The following is a 23873-nucleotide window of genomic DNA, read 5'->3' as shown; positions in this document are numbered from 1 at the left end:
TTCCTCACTCAAACCAGAACGCCGGACTGGCGCAGGGCCTGCCGCAGCGGCTCTTGACAGGGTTCACTCAACCAGGTGAGCGGCAGGCGGATGCCTTCGGCCATCAGGCCCATTTCATGTAGCGCGAACTTCACCGGGATCGGGTTGGCCTCGAGGAAAAGATTCTTGTGCAGGGGCATCAGCTTCTCGTTCAAATCACGAGCAGCGGCCGCCTCGCCTTTGAGCGCCGCGGCGCAGAGGTCGGCCATTTGCCGAGGAGCGACGTTGGCGGTCACCGAGATATTGCCCTTGCCGCCCATGAGGATCAGCTCGACCGCGGTAGGATCATCGCCGGACAGCAACAGGAAGTCCGCGCTGACGCGGTCAAGGATGTCCTTGGCCCGGTGCAGGTCGCCGGTGGCTTCCTTGATGCCGATGATGTTACCCACCTTCGACAGCCGCGCCACGGTGTCGGCCTGCATGTCGCAGGCGGTACGGCCCGGCACGTTGTAAAGGATCTGCGGAATGGCCACGGCTTCGGCGATGTGGCGGAAATGCTGATACAAGCCTTCCTGGGTCGGCTTGTTGTAGTAAGGGGTTACCAGCAGGCAAGCGTCGGCGCCAGCGTTCTTGGCGTTGGTGGTCAGTTCCACCGCTTCACGCGTGGAGTTGGCGCCAGTGCCGGCGATGACCGGAATGCGTTTGCCTACCTGATCGACGACCCGGCGGATAACCTCGATGTGTTCCTGTACGTCCAGGGTGGCCGATTCACCGGTGGTACCGACGGCTACGATGGCATTGGTGCCATTATCCAGGTGGAAATCCACCAGCTTGCTGAGAGCGTCCCAGTCGAGACTGCCCTTGGCATCCATCGGGGTGACCAGCGCCACCATGCTGCCCGAGAACATGCAACCGCTCCTGCCGGAAAAAGAGAGCGGTAATGGTACTGGCGCCACCGGCCTTGCACAAGCGACGCCACGGTTTCGAGCATTCCCACGGACGGCGCTTTTCGCTACCCTTGATCCTTTGATCGACATGGGCGAGCGCCACCGCCGCGGTCGCTTCGTAACATGGCTCGCCCCGTGGCCGGCCGTGGTACGGTGACCTCCCGCGGCGCCCGCCTGTGTTGACCGCTCATCGCTTTAGGAAGGCTGCATGTCCACCCCACCCGTTCGCGAACAATTTCTCGTCCTTAGCGCCATGGGTCGCAACCCCATGGAGCTGACCAATGTGCTCTGCCGTGCCAGCCACGACAGCCGCTGCTCGGTAGTGACGTCCCGGCTGACCCGCCACGGCGAATTCAGTGCGTTGGTGCTGCAGGTTTCCGGCAACTGGGACGCCCTCGCCCGCCTGGAGGGCCTGCTGCCAGGCCTGGCCAAGCGTCACGACCTGCACGTCAATGTGGTCCGTAGTTCGACCCTGGACAGCCGGCCGTTGTCGCTGCCCTACGTGGCCTACGTGAGCTCCGTGTACCGCTCGGACATCATCAACGAGCTGTGCCAGTTCTTCATCGACAACAACGTCGAGCTGGAGAACCTCACCTGCGACACTTACCAGGCGCCGCAAACCGGCGGCATGATGCTCAACGCCACCTTTACCGTGACTTTGCCGGCTGGCGTACAAATCAGCTGGTTGCGGGACCAGTTCCTGGACTTCGCCGACGCCCTCAACCTGGACGCGCTCATCGAACCGTGGCGCCCACAGAACCCGATGTAAGGAGTGGCCCATGGCCGTTGCCCTCGACCAGCTGGTGCCGGATTTCACCGCCCAGGCCACTTCTGGCCGCACGATCTCCCTGGCGGAACTACGGGGTCGCAAGCTGGTGCTTTATTTCTATCCCAAGGACAGCACGCCTGGATGCACGACCCAAGGCCAAGGCTTCCGGGACCTGCATGAACAGTTCGAGGCCGCGGGCGCCGTGGTGTTCGGCGTATCGCGGGACGGGCTCAAGTCCCATGAGAATTTCAAGGCCAAGCAGGGCTTTACCTTCGAGTTAATCAGCGACAAGGACGAAACCCTCTGCCAGCTGTTCGATGTGATCAAGCTCAAGAAGCTCTACGGCAAGGAATACCTGGGCGTGGACCGCAGCACCTTTCTGATCGACGAACAGGGCGTGCTGCGCCGGCAATGGCGCGGGGTCAAAGTGCCCGGGCACGTGGCCGAGGTGTTGGAAGCCGCACGGGGGTTGTAGATAACCCCCGCCTATAACAACGGGGCGACCGGGGCCTGGTTGCGTGGCCAGGCCTCCAGCACGGCCTTGACCAGCGTGGCCAGGGGAATGGCGAAGAAAATCCCCCAGAACCCCCACAGGCCGCCAAACAGCAGCACCGCGCAGATGATCGCCACCGGGTGCAGATTGACTGCCTCCGAGAACAACAGCGGCACCAGCACATTGCCGTCCAAGGCCTGGATGATCCCGTACACCACCATCAAGTAGATGAACTGATCGCCCCAGCCCCATTGGAACAACGCGATGAGCGCCACGGGCACGGTCACCACCACCGCGCCGACGTAGGGCACGACCACCGAAATGCCCACCAGCAACGCCAGCAGCGCCGAGTAGTTCAGGCCCAAGGCCACGAAGGCGATGTAGGTGGCAATCCCGCAGATCACGATCTCCACCACCTTGCCGCGGATGTAGTTGGCGATCTGCCGGTTCATCTCTTGTGCCACGCGGGTCAGCAGTACCCGCTCGCGTGGCAGGTAGCCGCTGATCCAGTGGCGGATCAACTCGCGATCCTTGAGGAAGAAGAACACCAGGATCGGCACCAGCACGCAGTAGATCATCAGGTTGACCAAAAACGGCAGGCTGGACAGCGAAAGGGTTAAAGCCCACTGGCCGAACTTACCGATCTCGCCCCGGGCCGCCTCGATCGCCGCCAACACCTGCTCATCGGTGACCAAGTGCGGATAGCGCTCGGGCAACAGCAGCAACAGCGACTGCCACTTGCCCAGCATGCCGGGCAACTCGTTGAACAGAGTGATCAACTGGTGCCATAGCAGTGGCACCAGCACCAGGGCTATTACCGCCAACAAGGCCATGAACAGCGTGAACACCAGCCCAACTGCCATGGCCGGAGGCATTTTCCAGCGCTCCAGGTGGGCGACCAAGCCGTGCATCAGGAACGACAGCACCATGGCCGCCAGCACCGGCGCAAGCATGCCCCCAACCGTGAGCACCACGGTAAAGGCAAGCACCAGCAGCAACACCAGCACAACTGCTTCTTCGTCGGAGAAGTAACGCTGGGTCCAGTCCCTGAACAACTTGTACATGCAAGATCCTTGGCGGAAGGTCAGTTTTTCCGTAGCCAGTAAGTGTAGGTCCCCGCGTCCGCCGACTCGCTCAGCAAAAGGTGGCCCGACAACTTGGCGAAGGTGCGGAAATCCCGCTGCGAACCGGCATCTGTGGCAACGACCTTCAGTACCGTGCCAGCCATCATCGCGTTGAGGGCGAGCTTGGCCTTAAGCAAGGGGAGCGGACAATTCAGACCGCTGGCGTCGACCTCGGCGTCACACTTTATTTCATCGACCATCGAACCCCTCTCAGTGTGGTTTGCCTTCACATTTTCGTTTTAACGCATGGCAGAGCACTCAAGGGTACAGAAGTGCCATGAAATCTTCAGGCAACAGTTTCATCCAGTCCCTTGACCCCGCACCCTTGTGGCTCACCCCTTGCCATGGATACAGTACCCTTTTGCCGCCCAGAGTTTCGTGCATGACCTTTCTGCGCCCTACGCTGTTGGCCCTGGCCTGCCTGCTGACCCTCCCCGTCCACGCCGACGACCTCCCCTCCCTCGGTGACGCCAGTTCGGCCATCGTCTCGCCCGAACAAGAGCACGACCTTGGCCGCGCCTGGCTGACCATGCTGCGCTCGCAGGTCAAGCTGCTGCCAGATACACAGCTCAAGGACTTCGTCGAAACCAGCGTTTACCGGCTGGCCGAAACCAGCCAGGTGCAGGACCGTCGCCTGGAATTCATCATCATCGACAGCAAGGAGCTGAACGCCTTCGCCGCGCCTGGCGGTATCGTCGGGGTGAACGGCGGCCTGTTCCTCGGCGCCGAAACCGAAGGCGAGTACGCCGGCGTGCTTGCCCACGAACTCGGCCACTTATCCCAGCGCCACTTCGCGCGGGGCTTGGAAGAACAACAGCGCATGCAACTGCCGATGATGGCCGCGCTGCTGGCGGGCGTAGTGATGGCCGCGGCCGGGGCTGGCGAAGCTGGCATGGCGACGATCTTTGGCAGCCAGGCGGCGGCCATTCAGAGCCAGCTGGGGTTCTCTCGGCAGAACGAAGCCGAGGCAGACCGCATCGGTATCCTGAACCTGCAAAAAGCAGGCTATGACCCACGCAACATGCCCAACATGTTCGAGCGCCTGGCCAGGCAGTACCAGTTTGCCGCCAAGCCGCCAGAGTTTTTGCTGACCCACCCGGTGACCGAATCGCGTATCGCTGACACCCGCAACCGCGCCGAGCAGGCGCCCAAAGGGGGCAAGGAAGACAGCCCCCTGTACCAGCTGATGCGCGCGCGGGTGCAACTGATCTATGAAGAAACTCCCGGGGTGGCGGCCAAGCGTTTCCGCGCCCAGCTGGACGAAAACCCCAACAACGACACCGCTCGCTATGGCCTGGCGATTGCCCAGATCAAGGCCGGCCAGCTCAACGAAGCCCGCGAGAACCTCAAGCCGTTGCTGGCCAAGGCGCCGAACGACATGACCTATAACCTCGCCGAGGTCGACCTGGACATCACCAACAATCGCCTGCCAGACGCTCAGCAACGGGTGGACCACCTGCTCACGCTGTATCCTGCCAGCTATCCGGTGAACCAGGCACGCATCGACGTGCTGCTCAAGCAAGGCCGAACCGCGGACGCTGAAAAAGGCCTGGATGCCTTGCTCAAGTCTCGCCCCACGGACCCGGACGTCTGGTACATGGTCGCCGAAACCCGGGGCCAGAACGGCAATATCATTGGCCTGCATCAGGCGCGCGCCGAGTACTTCGCGCTCACCGGGGACTTCCAGCAAGCCATTCAGCAACTGGACTTCGCCAAGCGCCGCGCTGGCGACAACTTCCCGCTAGCCTCGCGCCTGGACGCACGGCAGAAAGAACTGATGGAGCAGGAGCGCGCCGTGAAAGAGATGATGCGTTGATAAGCCCAGCGCTTTTTTTCCATTTTTGACTGGTCCTTTGCCCAGCTTGAGCAATGATTAGGGGATCTAGATCTAAGGAGGTACCTAATGCCAATCCGCACCCTCGCGCTCATCGCCCTGTTCGCTGCCAGCCCGCTCTATGCGGCCGATAGCGACTCGCCGCTGGCTCAGGACCGCGGCAAGGCCAGGCCCTTGCTGATCTATTCCAAAAGTGGCGGCGAACAAGCCCTGGTGGACGAAGACAAGGCGGTTCAGGACCCAGGCCTCAAGCAACGAGATGTAGTCATCTACAAAGTGGTTGGGCTCTCGGGAGAACGCAACGGCAAGCCGCTGGAAACCCAGGCGACCATGGCGCTGATCCGCGAGCTGAACCTGGGCGCCGGCACCCGCGCCAAGGTGGTGCTGGTGGGCAAGGATGGCGAGAAAAAACTCGAGAGCACCGACCCGCTCAAGGTGGAACAGATTTTCTCCACCATCGACCAAATGCCCATGGCGGAGAAGCAGGCTGCGGCAGCCGCAGCGCCTGCTGCCGAGGCGCCGGCGGATAACCCCAAGGCCAACAAGGGCAAGGCTACCAAGGCCGCCGCGGCCAAACCCCCGACGGACCTGGAAGATTGATCCAGGCCCAGTCATGCGTGAAGGGATTGCAATATCTCCAACAGATGCTCGACGATCCGGGCGGCTTGCGCATCGCTCAAGGTAAGCGCGGGCAGCAAACGTATCACTGTACCCCGGGTTACGTTAAGCAATAGGCCGCGCTCGGCGGCGGCCCGGGTGAGGTTTCCCGCCGCGCGGGTCAGCTCGATACCGATCATCAACCCCTTACCGCGCACTTCGCGCACCCCGCTATACCCGGCCAGCCGGGCCTGTAGCGTAGTGAGCATCCAGGCCCCCTGGCGCTGCGCGTTGGCAAGCAGTTGCTGGGTTTCGATGACCTCCAGCACGGCACAGGCCACCCTGCAGGCGAGCGGGTTGCCGCCGAAGGTGCTGCCGTGGCTGCCTGGCGTCAGCAAGCGAGCGGTGCGCCCCCTGGCCAGGCAGGCACCAATCGGGATGCCATTGCCCAGGCCCTTGGCCAAGGTGAGCACATCTGGCACCGCGCCTTCCTCGGCGAATGCGAACCAGTGGCCGGTACGGCCCAATCCGGTTTGCACCTCGTCGAGCATCATCAGCCAGCCCTGCCGGTCACACAGCGCCCGCACCGCTCGCAGGTACCCAGCCGGTGCCGGGCGCACCCCGCCTTCCCCCTGCACCGGCTCGAGCAGCACCGCCACCACGTCCGCGCCGTGACGCTTGGCAACCGCCTGAAGGGCGCCGAGGTCGCCGAAAGGAACCCGAATAAAATCTTCGTCATAAGCGCTAAACCCCAGCCGCATACCGGGGCCGTCACTGGCCGCCAGCGTGGCCAAGGTGCGGCCATGAAACGCCCCCTCCATCACCACGATGCGCGGCCGTTCGATACCCCGATACCAAGCCGTGAGCCGTGCCAGCTTCAACGCCGTTTCGTTGGCTTCCGCACCGGAATTGTTGAAGAACACCGCATCGAGGCCGCTGAGGGTAGTGAGCTTCGCGGCCAGGCGGTGCTGCCATTCGATGGCGAAGTGGTTCGAGGTATGCAACAGCTTCCCGGCCTGATCGCGAATCGCCTCCACCACGCTGGGGTGGCAATGGCCCACGCTGGTGACGGCCACGCCCCCCAGGGCATCGAGGTAGTGTTTACCGTCGGCATCCCAGAGGCTGGCGCCTTCACCGCGAACGAAGCTTAACGGCAGGGGGTTATAGGTATTCATCAAGTCAACGGCGGTCATGGTTGCGCTCCTTTGCAGTGGGATTCCAGTATCGTTAGCCAGCTCAACTGGATAAACGCTTGTTTCCTTTAATCATTAAGAAGCAGGGCTTGAAAATGGACGTGCTGCTAGCGATGTCGGTGTATGTGCGGGTGGTGGAAGACGGCAGCATGACCGCGGCCGCCCAATCCTGCGGGATGTCCACCACCATGGTGGGCAACCACCTGCGCGCCCTTGAGCGCAGGCTGGGCGTAAGCCTTCTGCAGCGCACCACCCGGCGGCAACGCTTGACCGAGTTCGGCGCCCAGTACTACCAGCGCTGCGTGGAGGTACTGGGCCTGGTCAGCGATGCCGAGCGCCTCGCCGAGGTGGCCCAGGCCGAACCTGCCGGCAGGCTTCGGCTCACCGCCCCGCTGACCTTTGGCGCGGAGCGGCTGGCGCCGGCCCTGGCCGAATACAGCAGGCTCTACCCAAAGGTGATGCTGGATGTGGTGCTCAACAACCAGCGCCTGGATATCCTCGATCACGGCTTCGACCTTGCCATTCGCCTGGGCAACCCAGATCCGGCCAATGGCGTGATCGCCCGGCCGCTAGAGGACTACACCATGACTATCTGCGCGGCGCCCGGCTACCTGTGTCGGCGCGGCGTGCCGCTGTCCCCGCTGGACCTGCAGCGGCACGATTGCCTGGCGTTCGCCTACCCCGCCGGGGACGACTGGCGCTCGGTCGAGAAAGAATGGCGGCTCCAGGGGCCGGAAGGTGAGGTGATAGTGCCAGTCAGCGGCTCGCTGACGATAAACAGCTCCTCGGGGCTGCACCAGGCGGCAAGGGCAGGCATGGGGGTAGTGATGATGCCCGACGCCCTAGTGGAGGAGGACCTTGGCAACGGCAAGCTGGTCGCACTGCTGCAAGGCTACAACTTGCCCCGGCGGCCGATGAACCTGCTGTACGCTGGCGATCGTTATCGGCTGCCGAAAATTCGCAGTTTTGTGGAGTTCGCCCTGGCCAATTGGGCGCGCCGCTAGGATCTGTTTAGGCACCATGCGTTGCATGCGCTGTGCCCCCGGCAGGCTAGCCGGAAGCCAGCCAGGCGGCGTGATAAGCTTCCCAACGCCGACCTCCATGGAAAACCCCGCCATGCTAGACCTCTCCGCCCAGCCCTTGCTGTTGAGCCTGGCCTTGCTGATCGCCGACCTGCTGCTGTGGCAATGGGCGCCCTTCGCCCATCAAGCAGCCCGGGTTGGCGTGCGCCTGGCGCTGTTCCTGGGCTTCAGCGCAGTCATCATGAGCGCAGGGATCAGCCCCCTGCAGGCACCGGCATGGCCGGAGCAAAATATCTGGAACCTGGCCGCCACCGGCCTCGCGATCATCTGGTGGCTATATGGCGCGCGCACCTTGAGCGAAGTGCTCGGGGTGATCCTCACCCGCCGCATCGGCCACAGCGGCCGCCTGCTACGGGATGTGCTGGGGGCGGTAGTGTTCTTGATCGCGGTGGTGGCGGCCGCGGGCTATGTGCTGCAACTGCCGGTGAAGGGCCTGCTCGCGACCTCCGGCGCCGTGGCCATCATTGTCGGCCTGGCCTTGCAAAGCACGCTCAGCGATGTGTTTTCCGGGATCGTGCTCAACACCACCAAGCCCTACCAGGTAGATGACTGGGTGTCGATCGACGGCACTGAGGGCCGAGTGGTGGACATCGACTGGCGTGCCACTCACTTGCTCACCCTCGCCGGCGCCACTGCCGTGGTGCCCAATTCAGTGGCGGCCAAGGCCCGTATCGTCAACTTCAGCCGCCCGGCGGGCCGGCATGGGGTGTCCATTACCATCAGCGTACCTAACCGGGTTCGCCCAGGCCGCGTGCTGGAAGCGCTGGAGCGGGCGTTGCGCGGCACCCATGCCTTGCTCCCCGAACCAGCCCCAAAAGCATTGGTCAAGGAAGCCGGGGAAGACACCACCGAATACACCGCCAGTGGTTTTATCGCCAGCCTGGCCAGCAAAGGTGACGTGCGTAACCAGCTGTTCGACCTCGCTCACCGGCATCTGGAAGCTGCCGGAGCAACAGGCCTGGAGGGCCCGCCCGCCGGTGCCCGCAAACGGGCGCTGCTGGATGAAGTGAAGGTGTTCCGGGCCCTGGCCGCGGCCGAAAAGGATCGCCTCGCCGAGGCGCTGCAGCCACGGGAAGTCGCCGCCGGCCAGGTCATTCTGGAGATCGGCGAGGTCGCGCCTAACCTTTACATCATCGGCACCGGGGTGGTCAGCGCGGCCATCGCCGACGGCGAACGCTTGCTTGAAGCCGGGCGCATGGGCCCGGGCGAAGTCATGGGTGAGCAGAGCGTTCTGGACGATACTCCCTCCCAGGCGCGCTTTACGGCCCTCACCTCCTGCACCCTCTACAGCCTTGAAAAGGCCCTCACTCGTGAGTGTGTCGCTACGCGGGTGGAGGTCGGCAAGGCGCTGCAGAAACTGCAAGCGGTGCGCCGGCAAAGCAGCCAGTCCTTGCTGCTGCAACGGCCGGCGCCGGTGCGCAAGGGCGGGTTCCTGGGTTGGCTGCAACGTCACTGAACGTAGCGCTCGTGAACTCCCGCCAGCGTTTGTGCTTCCAAGACAATGCAGGCCAATGCAAGCAACGCCTGCCCCTGCGGATCCAGGAGACACGCCATGCCGCAAACCTGCGCCTGCCCCCAATGCAAGGCTTTGGCCAAACCATCGTTCAACCGGGACGGCCAGGCGTTTTGTAGCTACGCCTGCGCCGAGCGCCATCCCGACAAACAACCCTGCCCACGCTCGGATTGCCACTGTGAACACGCCGTGCTCGAGGAAGACGAGCGCAAGGCCGGGGCATTACCACCACCCCAGTGCAGCCACGACGCATCCCTCTGACCATCCATCAAGCGCACCCGCGAAACACAGCGTGCCGCTGCGCGGGCAAGCCCTCTGGCGTCTACGCTACAAAGCAGTGAGGCAGAATTATCGTCACGAGGCTAAGCACTATGGGCGCTCTGTGGCACAACGACCCCAGCAAGACCCAGGCGACCGTCGACAGCCCGGCCCCCGCTCAGCCCCCTACCGCTACCCAACCCTATCGCTGGAAGCTGGCCGCCGTGCTGGTCGCCGCCATCACTATCGCCGTGGGGCTCGCGGCCCGCACCGAAATGCAGGAAGCACGCTTGCAGGCCCAGGGGTTGTCTCGCTGGGCCAAAACCCTGACCTTCGAGGCTGCCGAAGGGCCGAGTGACGCCATCGTCTACCCCTCCGCCGGCCCGTTCGATAAACGCCTGGGCTACAGCGACATCGGTACCTTCGTCAGCCGCCTGCTGCAGCGCAACTACGCGGTGCAGCGGCAGGTGCGGTTTTCCCCGGCGCTCACGCGCTATGCTGGCTACGGGCTGTTCATCCCCTATGCGGAAAAGCCACAGGCAGGCTTGTTGATCGACGACTGCACCACTGCCGAGCTGTACCACTTCCGCTATCCGCAGCAGCTTTACCAACGCTTCGACGAGATCCCGCCGCTGGTGGTCAACAGCTTGTTGTTCATCGAAAACCGCCACTTGCTGGACGCCGACCAACCCACGCAAAACCCGGCGGTGGATTGGCCGCGCTTCGCCAAGGCGGCCTGGAGCCAGATCGCCCGCACGTTAGGGCTGCCCGGGCAATCGGCGGGCGGCAGCACCTTGGCGACCCAGTTGGAGAAATACCGCCACTCCCCAGACGGCCTTACCACCTCTGGGGGCGAAAAGCTGCGGCAGATGTTATCCGCCAGCGTGCGGGCCTATCAGGACGGCCCGCAAACCCTACCGGCGCGCCAGCGGATCGTGCGTGATTACCTCAACAGCGTTCCGCTGTCGGCCGTGCCTGGGCATGGCGAGGTGCATGGGCTCGCCGAGGGGCTGCGGGTGTGGTACGGCGCGGACTTCAATCAGGTCAATGCGGCCCTGCGCAGCACCGATCAGTCCGCCAGGGCCCTTGCCGACCAGGGCCTGGCGCTGCGGCAAGTGCTGTCGTTGATGATCGCGCAACGGCGGCCGTCGCATTTTCTCAGCCGCGGCCACGACGAACTCGACCGCCTCACCGATGCCCACGTGCGCGTACTGGCCAGCCAGGGCGTAGTAACCCAGGCACAGGCCAGCGCTGCCCTCGCCAGCCGGTTACGCTGGCGAGACTGGGCCCGCGAGCCCACCTGGGAACCCTACGCCAACGACAAAGGTGTCAGCGTGGCCCGCAGCCGCCTGGCCGGGCTGCTCAATGTGCCCTTGTATGACCTGGACCGCCTTGACCTGGCGGCCACCACCAGCCTGCATGCCCGCTTGCAAGAGCAAGCCACCGCTTACCTCAAGCAACTGGCAGACCCAGCATTCGCTCAAAGCATCGGGGTGATTGGCGAGCGCCTGCTTACGCCGGCCAGCACCCGGGAGGTGAAATACAGCTTTACGTTGTTCGAGAACACCCTGGACGGGGCCCACGTGCGTGTGCAAACCGACAACACGGACCAGCCCTTCGACATCAACGAAGGCAGCAAGCTCGAACTGGGCTCCACCGCTAAGCTGCGGGTGCTGACCAGCTACCTGGAGATCATCAACGAACTGCACGACCGCTACGCTGGGCAGAGCCCCGTCAACCTGCGCAAGGTGCCGGTAGAGCCGCAAGACCACCTTACCCGCTGGGCGCTGGACTACCTGCTGCAAACCCCGGATCACGACCTCAAGGCGATGCTGGACGCCGCACTGGAGCGCAAATATTCGGCCAACCCGGGCGAGCGCTTCTTCACCGGCGGCGGCGTACACACCTTTCATAACTTTCGCCACGAGGACGACAGCCGCAGCCCGACGCTCAAGGAGGCGCTACGGGAGTCGATCAACCTGCCCTTCGTGCGGTTGATGCGCGACCTGGTGCGCTACAGCACCTACCAGGCTCCGAACAACAGCGCCGAGCTGCTCAAGGACGACAGCAACCCGCAGCGCCAGGCGTACCTTGCCCGCTTCGCCGACCGCGAAGGGACCGAGTATCTGCGCAGGTTCTGGCGCAAATACGAAGGCAAGAACACCCAAGACCGCCTCGACACCTTCCTCGACAGCCTGCGCGCCACGCCCGTGCGGCTGGCGGCGGTGCACCGCTACCTGTACCCCAGCGCGGAGCCGGCGGAATTCGCCCGTTTCGTGCGCCAGCGCTGGAGCAAAACGCCGCTCACCGACAAGCGCCTGGAAGAGATGTACCAAAGCTACGGCCCGGGCGCCTATGACCTGCCCGACCAGGGCTATATTGCCCGGGTACATCCGCTGGACTTGTGGCTGCTGGGCTATCTGCTGCAGCACCCGGACGCCGAGTGGTCCGCGGTCGTCGACGCCAGCCGCTTCGAGCGCCAGGAAGTGTACGGCTGGCTGTTCAAGAGCAAGCACAAGAGCGCCCGTGACAGCCGCATTCGCACGATGATCGAGATAGAAGCCTTCCTCGACGTGCACCGCCGCTGGCAGCGGCTAGGGTATCCGTTCGATCACCTGGTGCCTTCCCTGGCGACTGCGCTTGGCAGCTCCGGGGACCGGCCGGCAGCGTTGGCGGAGCTTATGGGAGTGATCCTCAACGACGGCGTGCGCCTGCCGACCGTACGCATCGACAACCTGCTGTTCGCGCAGGGCACCCCTTACGAAACCGCAGTGATCACCCGTACCGATGGCGGCGAGCGGCTGCTGTCCAGCGAGGTCGCCAGCGCCATGCGCGAAGCACTGGCGCAGGTGGTGGATGCCGGCACCGCGCGAAGAGTGGCAGGTAGTTTCACCCAGGCCGATGGCACGCCGTTGGCCATGGGGGGTAAAACCGGTACGGGGGACAATCGTATAGAGAGTTTCGGCAGCGGCGGTCGGCTGCTGGGATCGCGCTCGCTCAACCGTACCGCAACCTTCGTGTTCTACCTGGGCGATCACCACTTCGGCACGCTTACCGCGTTCGTGCCTGGCCGCGCGTCCGCCAACTTCACCTTCACCTCGGCGCTGCCTGTGCAGGTGCTCAAGGGCATGGCCCCCTTCCTTAACGCCTATTTGCAGCAGGCCAAAAACCGCGAGGCGTGCGCGGTCAAGCCCACCGAGGTTGTGGCGACCAACGGCCAGATACATCTATAGACGATTCTTAAGATATATCTTAATCTCGCTCTCACACCCAAGAGAGCACACAAACATGAGACATCACCTTCCCCCCCACGATGGTTTGGAACGAGGCCGCGGGCGTGAACGCGGTGGCCGTGGTGGGCGCGTATTCGCCCCGGGCGACCTCAAGCTTTTGCTGCTGTGGCTGATCGCCGAACAGCCCTGCCATGGCTATGACTTGATCCGCCGCATCGAGTCGATGTTCGACGACGCCTACAGCCCGAGCCCCGGTGTGATCTACCCGACCCTTACGTTCCTTGAAGAGAGCGATCTGATCATCAGCGCCAGCGAAGGTAGTAAAAAGCTTTACAGCGCCACTGAAGCCGGGCGCGCGCTGCTGGCCGAACAAGCCGTCGCACTGGATGGCATCCGCACCCGTATCGACGTCAGCAAGCGGGCGTTACGAGGCCACGACCGGCCCCCGGCTATCCACGAGGCGGTCAACAACCTGCGCCATGCGCTGCAACTTCATCACGGTCGCTGGAGCGAAGCGGAGATCGTCCGCGTGTGCGACCTGCTTAACACCACTGCCCGCGCCATCGCCGATGGCCCCACCCAACAGGACTGAACCATGATCAAAGGACCCGACGCCGCCATTCGCCGTGTGATGCATGAGATCAAGCGCCGCAAGCTCCAGGTGCTGCGCGTAACCGAGCTTACCCCCCGCATGCGCCGCATCACCGTGGGCGGCCCAGAGCTCGCAGGTTTTCTGAGCCTGGGCAGCGACGACCACATCAAGCTGTTGTTCCCACGTAATGCCGAGGAACAAGCCGCACTGGAAACGATGGTGCTGGGCCGCGACAGCGAAGGGCCGAAACCGGCCATGCGCGACTACACGCCGCGGCGTATCGACCTGGAAGCCGGGGAGCTGGACATCGACTTCGTCATCCATGGCGATGGCCCGGCGTCCACTTGGGCGGAGCGCGCCGAGCCCGGCCAAAGCCTATACATCGCCGGCCCGCGCGGCTCGCTGGTCGTCGATGACGTCTTCGACAGTTACGTGCTGATCGGCGACGAAACCGCCCTGCCCGCCATTGGTCGACGGCTCGAAGAACTGCCCGCCAACCGCCAGGTGCTGGCGGTGATCGAGATCGAGGATGCCGCCGAACGCCAGCCACTGCCGGAACGCCCCGGTGTTCAGGTGATCTGGGTGCAGCGGCATGAGCAAGCCTTGGAGGAGGTAGTCGCGGGGCTTACACTGCCCCAGGGCCAGCTCTATGCGTGGGTCGCCACCGAAGCAGCATTGTCGCGGCGGCTGCGGCGGGTGTTGCTCGACCACTTCGGGTTAAGTGAGGACTACATCAAGGCCGCGGGTTATTGGCGGCGGGACGAGGATGTTCCCGGCGAAGGCTGAGGCGGCGGTCGAGTGCCACCAAGGCGAGCGCGCCCAGGCAAAACGCTGCGAACAGGCCCAAAGCGTTGAGCAGGGCGCGGGCAAAGCCCAGCTCGCTTGCGTCAATAAACGGGTACGGCCACACGCCGACGGTCCAGCCGCGCAACAGCGTAAAGGCGTACCAGCCCAAGGGATACAGCGCCCACAAGCCAATGTTGGCCGGGCGCAACCGCCCCTTGGGCACGCACCCCCACCAAAACGCCGAGAACGCCAGCGGCATGAGATTGTGCAGCACTTCATTGGCCAGCCATTGGGCGCCGTGCGGATCCCAGTACTGGCGCAACAGCAGGTTATAGGCGATGCCCACCAGCACAATGCTCACCCAGGCGCAGCCCGCCACCGAGGGCGAGCGCAACCGGTGCCCGAGCCAGGTGTCGTGGGGCCACGCCTGAGCCGTCAGCACACTGGCCGCCAATGTATTACTCAATACTGTGAAGTAACTGAAAAAGTCAATTACCCCTCCCACCAGGCTGGCGCCCAGCGCCCAGCGAACTTGCAGCATCAGATAAAGCTGCAAGGCTAAGGCGGCCCAGGCGACCACAGCTAACGCGCGCACTGCACCCTGCCTGCCCATCACGGCGTGCCGGCCATTGTTACGGTATGCACAAAACTGTGTCTTTGCAGCGGCGCTTTGCCGCAGTCGCGGATCTCTATATCCTCCCCGCGCCCTTTGCTGAACCCGTTCAGCCCGTCAGTAGAAACCATTAGAAAGCCTGCCTCGAATGCCTACGAAAACTGCCTGCGGTCACTGCGCTCCCCTGCTCTGCATAGCGCCGGCCCGGGTGAGCCAGGCCTGCGCGCTCGTCGCCCATGCCGGTGCGGAGCAGCGTTCGACGCCAGCCCGCCACGGACGTTCGTTGCCGGTAATGGCTGGCGTAGCCCGAACGTTCAATACCTCGTCACCTGGCCCGCGTATTCAAGGGAGGCGTCACGCCCCCGGCGGGCCGAGGGTGCTGGCGTCGTTTTAACGAAATTTAGCGAACTAATCGACGAAAACTCCGCCTACAAGCCTGTAGGAAATTTCTCGATACATTTTCAACACACTGGAGATTTCTAAGTATGAGCACTGACGGTGCCAACAGCAGACGGCGCATCCTGCCCACCCTGCTCGGCCTGCTGTTCCTGCTGATGGGGCTAGCCTTGGTGGCTGGCGGCATCAAGCTGGCCGCCATCCATGGGTCCTTGTATTACCTCATCGCCGGTATCGGCATCGCCCTGACCGGTGTATTGCTGATCGCGCACAAGCGCGCCGCGCTTAGCCTCTACGCCTTGGTGCTGTTCGCCAGCACGCTGTGGGCGCTGTGGGAAGTGGGCCTGGACTGGTGGCAACTGGTGCCGCGCCTGGCATTGTGGTTCGCCTTGGGCATCGTATTGTTGCTGCCGTGGTTCCGCCTGCCGCTGACTCGCGGCTTGCGCTATCCGCTGGGCACCAATGGCCTGGCCTTCGCCGTCGTGCTCGCCGGCCTGGCAGCACTGGCCAGCCAGTTCACCAACCCTGGTGAGATCAAGGGTGAGCTAGGCCGGGAGACCGCGGGCACCGCCAGCGCCGCGCCCGCCATGGCGGATGGCGACTGGGGCTCCTATGGCCGCAGCGCCTTCGGCGATCGCTATTCGCCACTGAACCAGATCAACGTGCAGAACGTGTCTAAGCTGGAGCCAGCCTGGACCTACCGCACCGGCGACATCCCGGGCCCTAACGACCCGGGCGAAACCACTGCCGAAAACACGCCGCTGAAAGTCAATGGCATGGTGTATGTGTGCACCCCGCACAGCCAGGTGATTGCCCTCGACCCCGACAGCGGCAAGGAAATCTGGCGCTTCGACCCGAAGATCAGCACCCAGGGTGCCAAGAACTTCACCGGCTGGGCGCACATGACCTGCCGTGGCGTGGCTTACCACGACGACGCGGCCTATGCCGCGGACGTTGCCCAGGCTAGCCCCGCCACCGCGACCGCATGCCCCAAGCGCATCTTCGTGCCCACTGCGGACACCCGCCTGATCGCACTGAACGCCGACACCGGCAAGGTCTGTGAAGATTTCGGCAACAAGGGCGCCATCGACCTGACAGCCAACATCGGCGCGTTCAACCCCGGTGGCTACTACTCCACCTCGCCACCCGCCGTCACCAAAGATCTCGTGGTGATCGGCGGCCATGTCACCGACAACGTGTCTACCGACGAGCCTTCGGGCGTGGTTCGCGCGTTCGACGTGCATGACGGCCATCTGGTATGGAACTGGGACAGCGGCAACCCCGACAAGACCACCCCGATCGGCCCGGGCGAGCACTACACCCGTAACTCGCCGAACATGTGGTCGCTGATGTCGGTGGACGAAAAACTCGGCATGCTCTACCTGCCCATGGGCAACCAGATGCCCGACCAGTGGGGCGGCAACCGTACGCCCGAGAGCGAGAAATTCAGCGCCGGCGTTACCGCGCTGGACATCGCCACCGGCCAAGTGCGCTGGACCTTCCAGTTCACCCATCACGACCTGTGGGACATGGACGTAGGCGGCCAACCAAGCCTGATCGACATCAAGACCGCCGACGGCATGAAGCCCGCCGTGATGGCCTCGACCAAGCAGGGCAGCATCTACGTGCTGGACCGCAGCAATGGCCAGCCGATCGTACCTGTGAACGAAACTCCAGTTCCGCAAGGCGCGGTGGAAGGCGATCACACCTCGCCAACGCAGCCAATGTCTGAGCTGAACTTCATGCCGCCGGCTCTGCAAGAGAAGGACATGTGGGGCGTTACGCCCTTCGACCAGATGCTCTGCCGTACAGACTTCCGCTCCCTGCGCTATGACGGCATCTACACCCCGCCTTCACTGCAAGGTTCGATCGTGTACCCGGGCAACTTTGGCGTGTTCGACTGGGGCGGCATCTCGGTGGATCCGGTTCGCCAGATTGCGTTCGTCAACCCAGACTACATGGCGTTCAAATCTCGCCTGGTCCCCAGCGCTGGCGTGGCCGGCGGCCCGGCGCGCAAGAGCGAAACCGAAGGCGTGCAGCCCAACAAAGGCGCGCCTTATGGCGTGATCCTCGAAGCGCTGCTGTCGCCCATGGGCTTGCCTTGTCAGGCTCCGGCCTGGGGTTACGTGGCTGCGGTGGACCTGACCACTCACAAGGTGATCTGGAAGCACAAGAACGGCACCGTACGGGACAGCTCGCCGGTTCCGCTGCCCCTGACCATGGGCGTGCCAAGCCTGGGCGGCACCTTCGTGACCGGCGGCGGCCTCGGCTTCCTCAGCGGCACGCTGGACCAATACCTGCGTGCCTATGACGTGAACAACGGCAAGCAGCTGTGGGAAGCCCGCCTACCCGCTGGCGCACAGACCACGCCGATGACCTACACCGGCAAGGATGGCCGCCAGTACGTACTGGTCGTCGCTGGCGGCCATGGCTCGCTGGGGACCAAGCAAGGGGATTACGTGATGGCGTTTGCTCTGCCTAAGTAAGCTCGTTTAGCTGCAAAATGACGGCGCCCCATGGGGCGCCGTTTTTGTGAAGGGGGGAAACCTGCATCTTCGCAAGCGTGGGGCCCGGCCTGCGTCAGTTATCCATGCGCGCAAGCACTGCGACCACCGGCCAACGAGCAACGGATCGACACAACTGGCTGCCCGCAGGCCAGTCACGCGCAATCCTTCGCACCTTATCCATTGAAACCCATCGCCCTCCCCCCCATCTAACCGTTCATAGCCATTTTTGCAGGTGCCTCATGAGCGACCAGGATTCCATCTCGGACCACCCAAACGCTTCTAACGAGCCTTCCGCCGAGCCAAGCCAGCAGGAACAGGTGGAGCACTCCACCACCTCCAGCACCGAGTTGGTTCTGCCTGGGCAGCACCTGCCAGACAAGGTGTACGTGATTCCCATCCACAACCGGCCGTTCTTCCCGGCCCAAGTGTTGCCGGTGATCGTCAATGAAGAGCCCTGGGCCGAGACACTCGACCTGGTGGCGAAGACCCCGCATCACTCGCTGGCGTTGTTCTACATGGAAACGCCTGCTGAAGATCCACGCCATCTGGACACCTCCACCCTGCCGCTGTACGGCACTCTGGTGAAGATTCACCACGCCAGCCGCGAGGACGGCAAATTGCAGTTCGTTGCCCAGGGCCTGTCGCGGGTGCGCATCCGTACCTGGCTCAAGCACCATCGCCCGCCGTACCTGGTGGAAGTCGAATACCCGCTGCAACCGTCCGAACCGACGGACGAAATCAAGGCCTACGGCATGGCGCTGATCAACGCCATCAAAGAGCTGCTGCCGCTTAACCCGCTGTACAGCGAAGAACTGAAGAACTACCTCAACCGCTTTAGCCCCAACGACCCGTCGCCGTTGACGGACTTCGCCGCGGCGCTGACCTCTGCGACCGGCGCCGAGTTGCAACAGGTGCTGGACTGCGTGCCCATGCTGCGACGCATGGAGCGCGTGCTGCCGATGCTGCGCAAGGAAGTGGAGGTCGCCCGGCTGCAGAAAGAAATCTCAGCCGAGGTCAACCGCCAGATCGGCGAGCATCAACGGCAGTTTTTCCTCAAGGAACAACTCAAGGTCATCCAACAGGAACTGGGCCTGACCAAAGACGACCGCAGCGCCGACCTGGAGCAGTTCGAGCAGCGCCTGGAAGGCAAGACCCTTCCAGCTCCCGCGCGCAAGCGTATTGACGAAGAGATGGGCAAACTGGCGATCCTCGAAACCGGCTCGCCGGAATATGCCGTCACCCGCAATTACCTGGACTGGGCCACCTCCCTGCCGTGGGGCGTTTACGGCAAGGACCGGCTCGAGCTCAAGCACGCCCGCAAGGTACTCGATGCCCACCATGCCGGCCTGGGTGACATCAAGAACCGCATCCTGGAGTTCCTCGCCGTCGGTGCCTACAAAGGCGAAATCAGCGGGTCGATCGTGCTGCTGGTGGGCCCGCCCGGCGTGGGTAAAACCAGCATCGGCAAGTCGATCGCCGAGTCCCTCGGCCGGCCGTTCTACCGCTTCAGCGTGGGCGGCATGCGTGACGAAGCGGAGATCAAGGGCCATCGCCGCACGTACATCGGCGCCCAGCCCGGCAAGCTGGTGCAGGCGCTCAAGGATGTAGAGGTGATGAACCCGGTGATCATGCTCGACGAGATCGACAAGATGGGCCAGAGCTACCAAGGCGACCCCGCCTCGGCGCTGCTCGAAACCCTCGATCCGGAGCAAAACGTCGATTTCCTCGACCACTACCTGGACCTGCGCCTGGACCTGTCCAAGGTGCTGTTCGTTTGCACCGCCAACACCTTGGATTCGATACCCGGGCCGCTGCTGGACCGCATGGAGGTCATTCGTCTCTCTGGCTACATCACCGAGGAAAAGGTAGCCATTGCCCGGAAGCACCTGTGGCCTAAGCAACTGGAAAAAGCCGGCGTGTCCAAGGCCAGCCTGAGCATCAGCGACAGCGCCCTCCGCATGGTTATCGAGGGCTACGCCCGCGAGTCCGGGGTGCGCCAGCTTGAGAAACAACTGGGCAAGGTGGTGCGCAAGTCCGTGGTCAAGCTGCTGGACGACCCGGCGGCCATCATCAAGGTCGGGCCCAAGGAGTTGGAAGCCTACCTGGGCATGCCGGTATTCCGCAGCGAGCAGTTGCTCAGCGGCATAGGCGTGATCACCGGCCTTGCCTGGACGAGCATGGGCGGCGCGACGCTGCCGATCGAAGCCACGCGCATCCATAGCCTGACCCGGGGTTTCAAACTCACGGGGCAATTGGGCGACGTGATGAAAGAGTCCGCGGAAATCGCCTACAGCTACGTGAGCTCCAACCTCAAGCAGTTTGGCGGCGAGCCTACCTTCTTCAACGAGGCCTTCGTGCACCTGCACGTACCGGAAGGGGCCACGCCGAAGGACGGCCCGAGTGCGGGCGTCACCATGGCCAGTGCGCTGTTGTCGCTGGCGCGCAATCAGCCGCCGAAGAAAGGCGTTGCCATGACCGGCGAACTGACCCTCACGGGCCATGTACTGCCCATCGGCGGTGTGCGCGAGAAAGTGATCGCCGCCCGGCGGCAGAAGCTCACCGAGCTGATCCTGCCCGAGGCCAACCGCGGTAACTTCCAGGAGCTACCGGACTACCTCAAGGAAGGCCTGACCGTGCACTTCGCAAAACGCTTTGCCGACGTCGCCAAGGTACTGTTCTAGCCATCCCGGCTGACTGGGCCGCCCGCCTGCGCTAAGCTGGCGGGCATCGCCTTAGCCTGGATGCCCGCCGATGCCCCTGGTTCGCCCCCTCGCCCTCGCCTGCTTCGCTTTGCTGGCCGCTTGCGCCAGCCACACGCCGGATGCGTCCATTGCGTTCAACCTCAGCAAGCAGCAGCAATGCCCCATCGTCATGGCTAACAGCCAGTTGCTAATCCTCACCTTGCCCAGCAATCCCACCACCGGTTACCGCTGGTTGATCCAGAACCCTGCGCAAAGCGTGCTGCGCAGCCTGGGCCCTGAGGTGTACACCAATGCCGAAGACGCCGGCATCGTCGGCGCAGCGGGCCAATCGGTATGGCGTTATCGCGCGCAGGGCCCTGGCGAAGGCCGCCTGTTGATGGTCCTGCAACAGCCTTGGGCGCCGGAGGTCAAGCCGGTGCAAACCTTCGATTGCAAAATCACAGTCAGGTGAATTGCCAGCTGTAAACTCCAAGGCAGAAGGCGAAGCGGGTGGCTGACCATGCGCCCCGCTTGCTGCCGGCCGCTTGCCCCTCGTAAAATCCCGCCCTTTCCCGCCACGCCCGCAGATCACTTCCGTGCCCGACCTTCCTGACCGTCTGTTTGCCCAGCCCCTGGCCCAAGTGCCCGATTTTGTATTCAACGAGGACGTGGTGCGGGTGTTCCCGGACATGATCAAGCGCTCGGTCCCCGGCTATCCGGCGATTGTCGAGAACCTCGGCGTGCTGGCCGCACGCTTTGCCCAGCCCAACACTTATCTCTACGACCTCGGCGCTTCCCTGGGCGCGGTAACCCAAGCCTTGCGCCGCCATGTGCGCCGTGAGGGTTGCCAGGTGGTGGCTGTAGACAATTCGCCGGCGATGGTCCAGCGCTGCCGCGAATACCTTCAAGGGCAGGATTCGATGTTCCAGGAGCTGTTGCCGGTGCAGGTGCTGGAGGCAGATATCCTCGCCTTTGACTTCCAACCCGCCTCCGTGGTGGCCTTGAACTTCACCCTGCAATTCATCGCGCCTGAACAACGCCTGGCGCTGCTTTCGCGTATCCGGCAGGCGCTGGTACCCGGCGGCGCGCTGTTGCTTTCCGAGAAGCTGCGCTTCGAGGATGGCCAGGCCCACACCCTGCTCACCGAGCTGCATGTGGATTTCAAGCGGGCCAACGGCTACAGCGAACTGGAAATCGCCCAGAAGCGCAGCGCCATCGAGCACGTGATGAAGCCCGATAGCTTCGAGGATCATCGTGACCGCCTGTTGGCGGCGGGCTTCAGCAAAGTGGTGCCGTGGTTTCAGTGCCTGAACTTCGCCTCGATGATCGCCTTGCCATGATCGACTTGACCCCTCTGGTTCGCCGCCTCGCCGGCTCACCCTTGGCGCAGTGGGCGAACGGCCTGCAAGCCGACCTGAACAGCCGCCTGGAGAAGGGGCACGGTGATCTCGAGCGCTGGCAAGCGGCCCTCAAGGCGTTGCCGGAGTTGACTGCCAGCATCGTCGACCTGAGCGAAAGCGTAACCCTCGGCGGTGCCTGTGATGACAGCAGCCGGCAACGCCTGCATGAAGCGTTGATGGGCCTCAGCCCCTGGCGCAAGGGGCCCTTCGACCTCTTCGGCGTGCACGTGAACACCGAATGGCGTTCAGACTGGAAATGGGCCCGGGTCGCTCCACATCTCCACCTGCGCGGCAAGCGGGTGCTGGATGTGGGCTGCGGCAACGGTTATTACCAATGGCGGATGCTCGGTGCTGGAGCCGAGAGCGTGATTGGCATCGACCCGAACTGGCTGTTCTTCTGCCAGTTCCAGGCGCTGCGGCAGTACCTGCCAGACCTTCCAGCCTGGCACCTGCCCTTGGCCCTGGAAGACCTGCCCGCGAACCTGCAAGGTTTCGACACGGTGTTTTCCATGGGCGTGCTGTACCACCGCCGCTCGCCCATCGACCATCTGTTCGCCCTCAAGGACTGTCTCGTCAAAGGCGGTGAATTGGTGCTGGAGACCTTGGTAATACGAGGCGACGAGCAGCAGGTGCTAGTGCCCGACGACCGCTACGCGCAAATGCGTAACGTGTGGTTCCTGCCCTCGGTGGCCGCCTTGGAACTGTGGGTACGGCGCGCGGGCTTTACCGACGTGAAGTGCGTGGACGTCAGCTACACCACGCCCGATGAGCAGCGCAGCACCGAGTGGATGCGCTACCAGTCGTTGGAGCACTTCCTCGACCCCGAGGACCACAGCAAAACGGTGGAAGGCCTGCCGGCGCCCATGCGTGCGGTGATCACGGCGCGCAAGTAGCGCAAAGCCGGTGTGATTGGGGGCGGGCGCTGTGCGACGAAGGCCGGCGGATCAAGGTAAGCTTGGGCAGTGTCGTACTGTTTGATCGCCAGCGATGCTGGCCCTAGAGGAGGTCCAACCTATGAGCAACCGCCAGGCCGAAATCGCCGCCGCCCTGAATGTCGTCCCCGCCTTTGCCGATGAAAGCGCTTTAAAGGCCGAGGTAGACCGGCGCAAAGCCTTTATCAAGCAGACGCTGCGCAACGCCGGGCTCAAGGTACTGGTGCTGGGCATCAGCGGTGGTGTGGACTCGAGCACCGCTGGCCGCCTGGCGCAGCTGGCTATCGAAGAACTGCGTAGCGAAACCGCCGACGCCGGCTATCGCTTTATCGCCGTGCGCCTGCCCTATGGGACCCAACACGACGAAGCCGATGCGGCCTTGGCAATGAAGTTCGTGAGGGCCGACGAGGAAGTGACCGTCAATATCGCGGGCGCGGTCCAGGGGCTTGATAACCAGATGGATGACTTGACCATCACTAAGCACCTGACCCAAGCGCGCCGGGATTTCGTGCGGGGAAATACCAAGGCGCGGATGCGCATGGTCGCCCAATACGCCATTGCCAATGCCAACGACGGGCTGGTGATAGGCACCGACCACGCCGCCGAAGCGGTGATGGGGTTCTTCACCAAGTTCGGCGACGGCGCGTGTGACCTTACCCCCCTCGAAGGCTTGGTCAAAGGCCAGGTACGCGCCATTGCCCAGTACTTAGGTGCCGAACAGCAGCTGTTCCTGAAAGTGCCTACCGCGGACCTCGAAGAGTTGACCCCTGGCAAGCCGGACGAGGACGCCCACGGGGTCACCTACAAGGAAATCGACGCCTTCCTGCACGGTCAGCCGGTCAGCCAGGAAGCCTACGACACCATCGTTCGCACTTACGACAAGACCGCCCACAAACGCCGGCAGCCTTACGCCCCCGAATAAGCCGGCCAGGCTCCGGGAGCCC

Annotated in this window: 21 protein-coding genes; 16 read left to right on the top strand and 5 right to left on the bottom strand. The window is 63.5% G+C overall.

Annotated features, from left to right (window positions below; translation table 11 throughout):
* Positions 1 to 8: 8 nt before the first annotated feature.
* Positions 9 to 887 (bottom strand): 4-hydroxy-tetrahydrodipicolinate synthase, encoded by an 879-nt coding sequence (gene dapA / locus OGL93_RS02435; protein WP_263260775.1) that lies wholly within the window; start codon positions 885 to 887, stop codon positions 9 to 11.
* A gap of 247 nt (positions 888 to 1134) precedes the next feature.
* Between dapA and OGL93_RS02430 the strand changes: the two genes are divergently transcribed.
* Together OGL93_RS02430 and OGL93_RS02425 are read left to right on the top strand one after the other, a co-directional pair.
* A complete protein-coding gene (locus OGL93_RS02430) occupies positions 1135 to 1695 on the top strand; it encodes a glycine cleavage system protein R (protein WP_263260774.1) in 561 nt (186 codons plus the stop codon).
* A 10-nt stretch (positions 1696 to 1705) separates the two neighbouring features.
* A complete protein-coding gene (locus OGL93_RS02425) occupies positions 1706 to 2170 on the top strand; it encodes a peroxiredoxin (RefSeq protein WP_263260773.1) in 465 nt (154 codons plus the stop codon).
* Between the two features lie 11 nt (positions 2171 to 2181).
* Here OGL93_RS02425 and OGL93_RS02420 read toward each other — a convergent pair whose 3' ends face one another.
* On the bottom strand, positions 2182 to 3252 hold the full coding sequence (locus OGL93_RS02420) for an AI-2E family transporter (protein ID WP_263260772.1): 1071 nt from the start codon (positions 3250 to 3252) through the stop codon (positions 2182 to 2184).
* Positions 3253 to 3272: 20 nt separating this feature from the next.
* Positions 3273 to 3512, bottom strand: a complete 240-nt coding sequence (locus OGL93_RS02415; RefSeq protein ID WP_263260771.1) for a sulfurtransferase TusA family protein — start codon at positions 3510 to 3512, stop codon at positions 3273 to 3275.
* Between the two features lie 182 nt (positions 3513 to 3694).
* On the opposite strand from OGL93_RS02415, the gene OGL93_RS02410 reads away from it, so the two are divergent.
* Both OGL93_RS02410 and OGL93_RS02405 read left to right on the top strand, forming a co-directional pair.
* Positions 3695 to 5128, top strand: a complete 1434-nt coding sequence (locus OGL93_RS02410) for a M48 family metalloprotease (protein WP_263260770.1) — start codon at positions 3695 to 3697, stop codon at positions 5126 to 5128.
* An 87-nt stretch (positions 5129 to 5215) separates the two neighbouring features.
* Entirely contained in the window at positions 5216 to 5746 is a 531-nt protein-coding gene (locus tag OGL93_RS02405) for a DUF4174 domain-containing protein (RefSeq protein ID WP_263260769.1), read from the top strand.
* An 11-nt stretch (positions 5747 to 5757) separates the two neighbouring features.
* On the opposite strand, the gene OGL93_RS02400 is transcribed toward OGL93_RS02405, so the two are convergent.
* Positions 5758 to 6936 carry an aspartate aminotransferase family protein gene (locus OGL93_RS02400; protein ID WP_263260768.1) on the bottom strand — a complete coding sequence of 393 codons (1179 nt, stop codon included), beginning with the start codon at positions 6934 to 6936 and terminating at the stop codon, positions 5758 to 5760.
* 95 nt (positions 6937 to 7031) lie between these two features.
* On the opposite strand from OGL93_RS02400, the gene OGL93_RS02395 reads away from it, so the two are divergent.
* The 6 genes from OGL93_RS02395 (at position 7032) to OGL93_RS02370 (ending at position 14400) form a co-directional block, all read left to right on the top strand.
* A complete protein-coding gene (locus OGL93_RS02395; protein ID WP_263260767.1) occupies positions 7032 to 7940 on the top strand; it encodes a LysR family transcriptional regulator in 909 nt (302 codons plus the stop codon).
* A gap of 112 nt (positions 7941 to 8052) precedes the next feature.
* Positions 8053 to 9474, top strand: coding sequence for a mechanosensitive ion channel family protein (locus OGL93_RS02390; RefSeq protein WP_263260766.1), 1422 nt, complete (start codon positions 8053 to 8055; stop codon positions 9472 to 9474).
* Positions 9475 to 9570: 96 nt separating this feature from the next.
* A complete protein-coding gene (locus OGL93_RS02385) occupies positions 9571 to 9792 on the top strand; it encodes a metallothionein (protein ID WP_263260765.1) in 222 nt (73 codons plus the stop codon).
* Between the two features lie 110 nt (positions 9793 to 9902).
* Entirely contained in the window at positions 9903 to 13022 is a 3120-nt protein-coding gene (locus OGL93_RS02380; protein ID WP_263260764.1) for a transglycosylase domain-containing protein, read from the top strand.
* A gap of 55 nt (positions 13023 to 13077) precedes the next feature.
* Entirely contained in the window at positions 13078 to 13614 is a 537-nt protein-coding gene (locus OGL93_RS02375) for a PadR family transcriptional regulator (RefSeq protein ID WP_263260763.1), read from the top strand.
* 3 nt (positions 13615 to 13617) lie between these two features.
* A complete protein-coding gene (locus OGL93_RS02370) occupies positions 13618 to 14400 on the top strand; it encodes a siderophore-interacting protein (RefSeq protein WP_263260762.1) in 783 nt (260 codons plus the stop codon).
* Here the strand turns inward: OGL93_RS02370 and OGL93_RS02365 are convergent.
* Positions 14348 to 14995 (bottom strand): Pr6Pr family membrane protein, encoded by a 648-nt coding sequence (locus OGL93_RS02365; RefSeq protein WP_346659628.1) that lies wholly within the window; start codon positions 14993 to 14995, stop codon positions 14348 to 14350. The two genes, OGL93_RS02370 and OGL93_RS02365, sit on opposite strands and share 53 nt — an antisense overlap.
* A gap of 503 nt (positions 14996 to 15498) precedes the next feature.
* Here OGL93_RS02365 and OGL93_RS02360 point away from each other — a divergent pair.
* From OGL93_RS02360 to nadE, 6 genes are all read left to right on the top strand, one after another.
* On the top strand, positions 15499 to 17895 hold the full coding sequence (locus OGL93_RS02360; protein WP_263260760.1) for a glucose/quinate/shikimate family membrane-bound PQQ-dependent dehydrogenase: 2397 nt from the start codon (positions 15499 to 15501) through the stop codon (positions 17893 to 17895).
* Positions 17896 to 18155: 260 nt separating this feature from the next.
* Complete coding sequence (lon, locus tag OGL93_RS02355) at positions 18156 to 20597, top strand: endopeptidase La (protein ID WP_263260759.1); 2442 nt, start codon at positions 18156 to 18158, stop codon at positions 20595 to 20597.
* A gap of 70 nt (positions 20598 to 20667) precedes the next feature.
* On the top strand, positions 20668 to 21069 hold the full coding sequence (locus OGL93_RS02350) for a protease inhibitor I42 family protein (protein ID WP_263260758.1): 402 nt from the start codon (positions 20668 to 20670) through the stop codon (positions 21067 to 21069).
* 124 nt (positions 21070 to 21193) lie between these two features.
* The gene (cmoA, locus tag OGL93_RS02345) at positions 21194 to 21937 is read left to right on the top strand and encodes a carboxy-S-adenosyl-L-methionine synthase CmoA (protein ID WP_263260757.1); all 744 of its coding nucleotides are present in this window, start codon (positions 21194 to 21196) and stop codon (positions 21935 to 21937) included.
* Positions 21934 to 22890, top strand: a complete 957-nt coding sequence (gene cmoB, locus OGL93_RS02340) for a tRNA 5-methoxyuridine(34)/uridine 5-oxyacetic acid(34) synthase CmoB (RefSeq protein ID WP_263260756.1) — start codon at positions 21934 to 21936, stop codon at positions 22888 to 22890. Before cmoA ends, cmoB begins: the two co-directional genes overlap by 4 nt.
* A gap of 121 nt (positions 22891 to 23011) precedes the next feature.
* Positions 23012 to 23851 (top strand): ammonia-dependent NAD(+) synthetase, encoded by an 840-nt coding sequence (gene nadE, locus OGL93_RS02335; RefSeq protein ID WP_263260755.1) that lies wholly within the window; start codon positions 23012 to 23014, stop codon positions 23849 to 23851.
* Positions 23852 to 23873: the final 22 nt, after the last annotated feature.

Source organism: Pseudomonas sp. RIT-PI-S (assembly GCF_025642975.1).
In the GTDB taxonomy this organism is placed as follows: domain Bacteria; phylum Pseudomonadota; class Gammaproteobacteria; order Pseudomonadales; family Pseudomonadaceae; genus Aquipseudomonas.
This window is presented reverse-complemented; position numbering and strand designations above follow the sequence as displayed.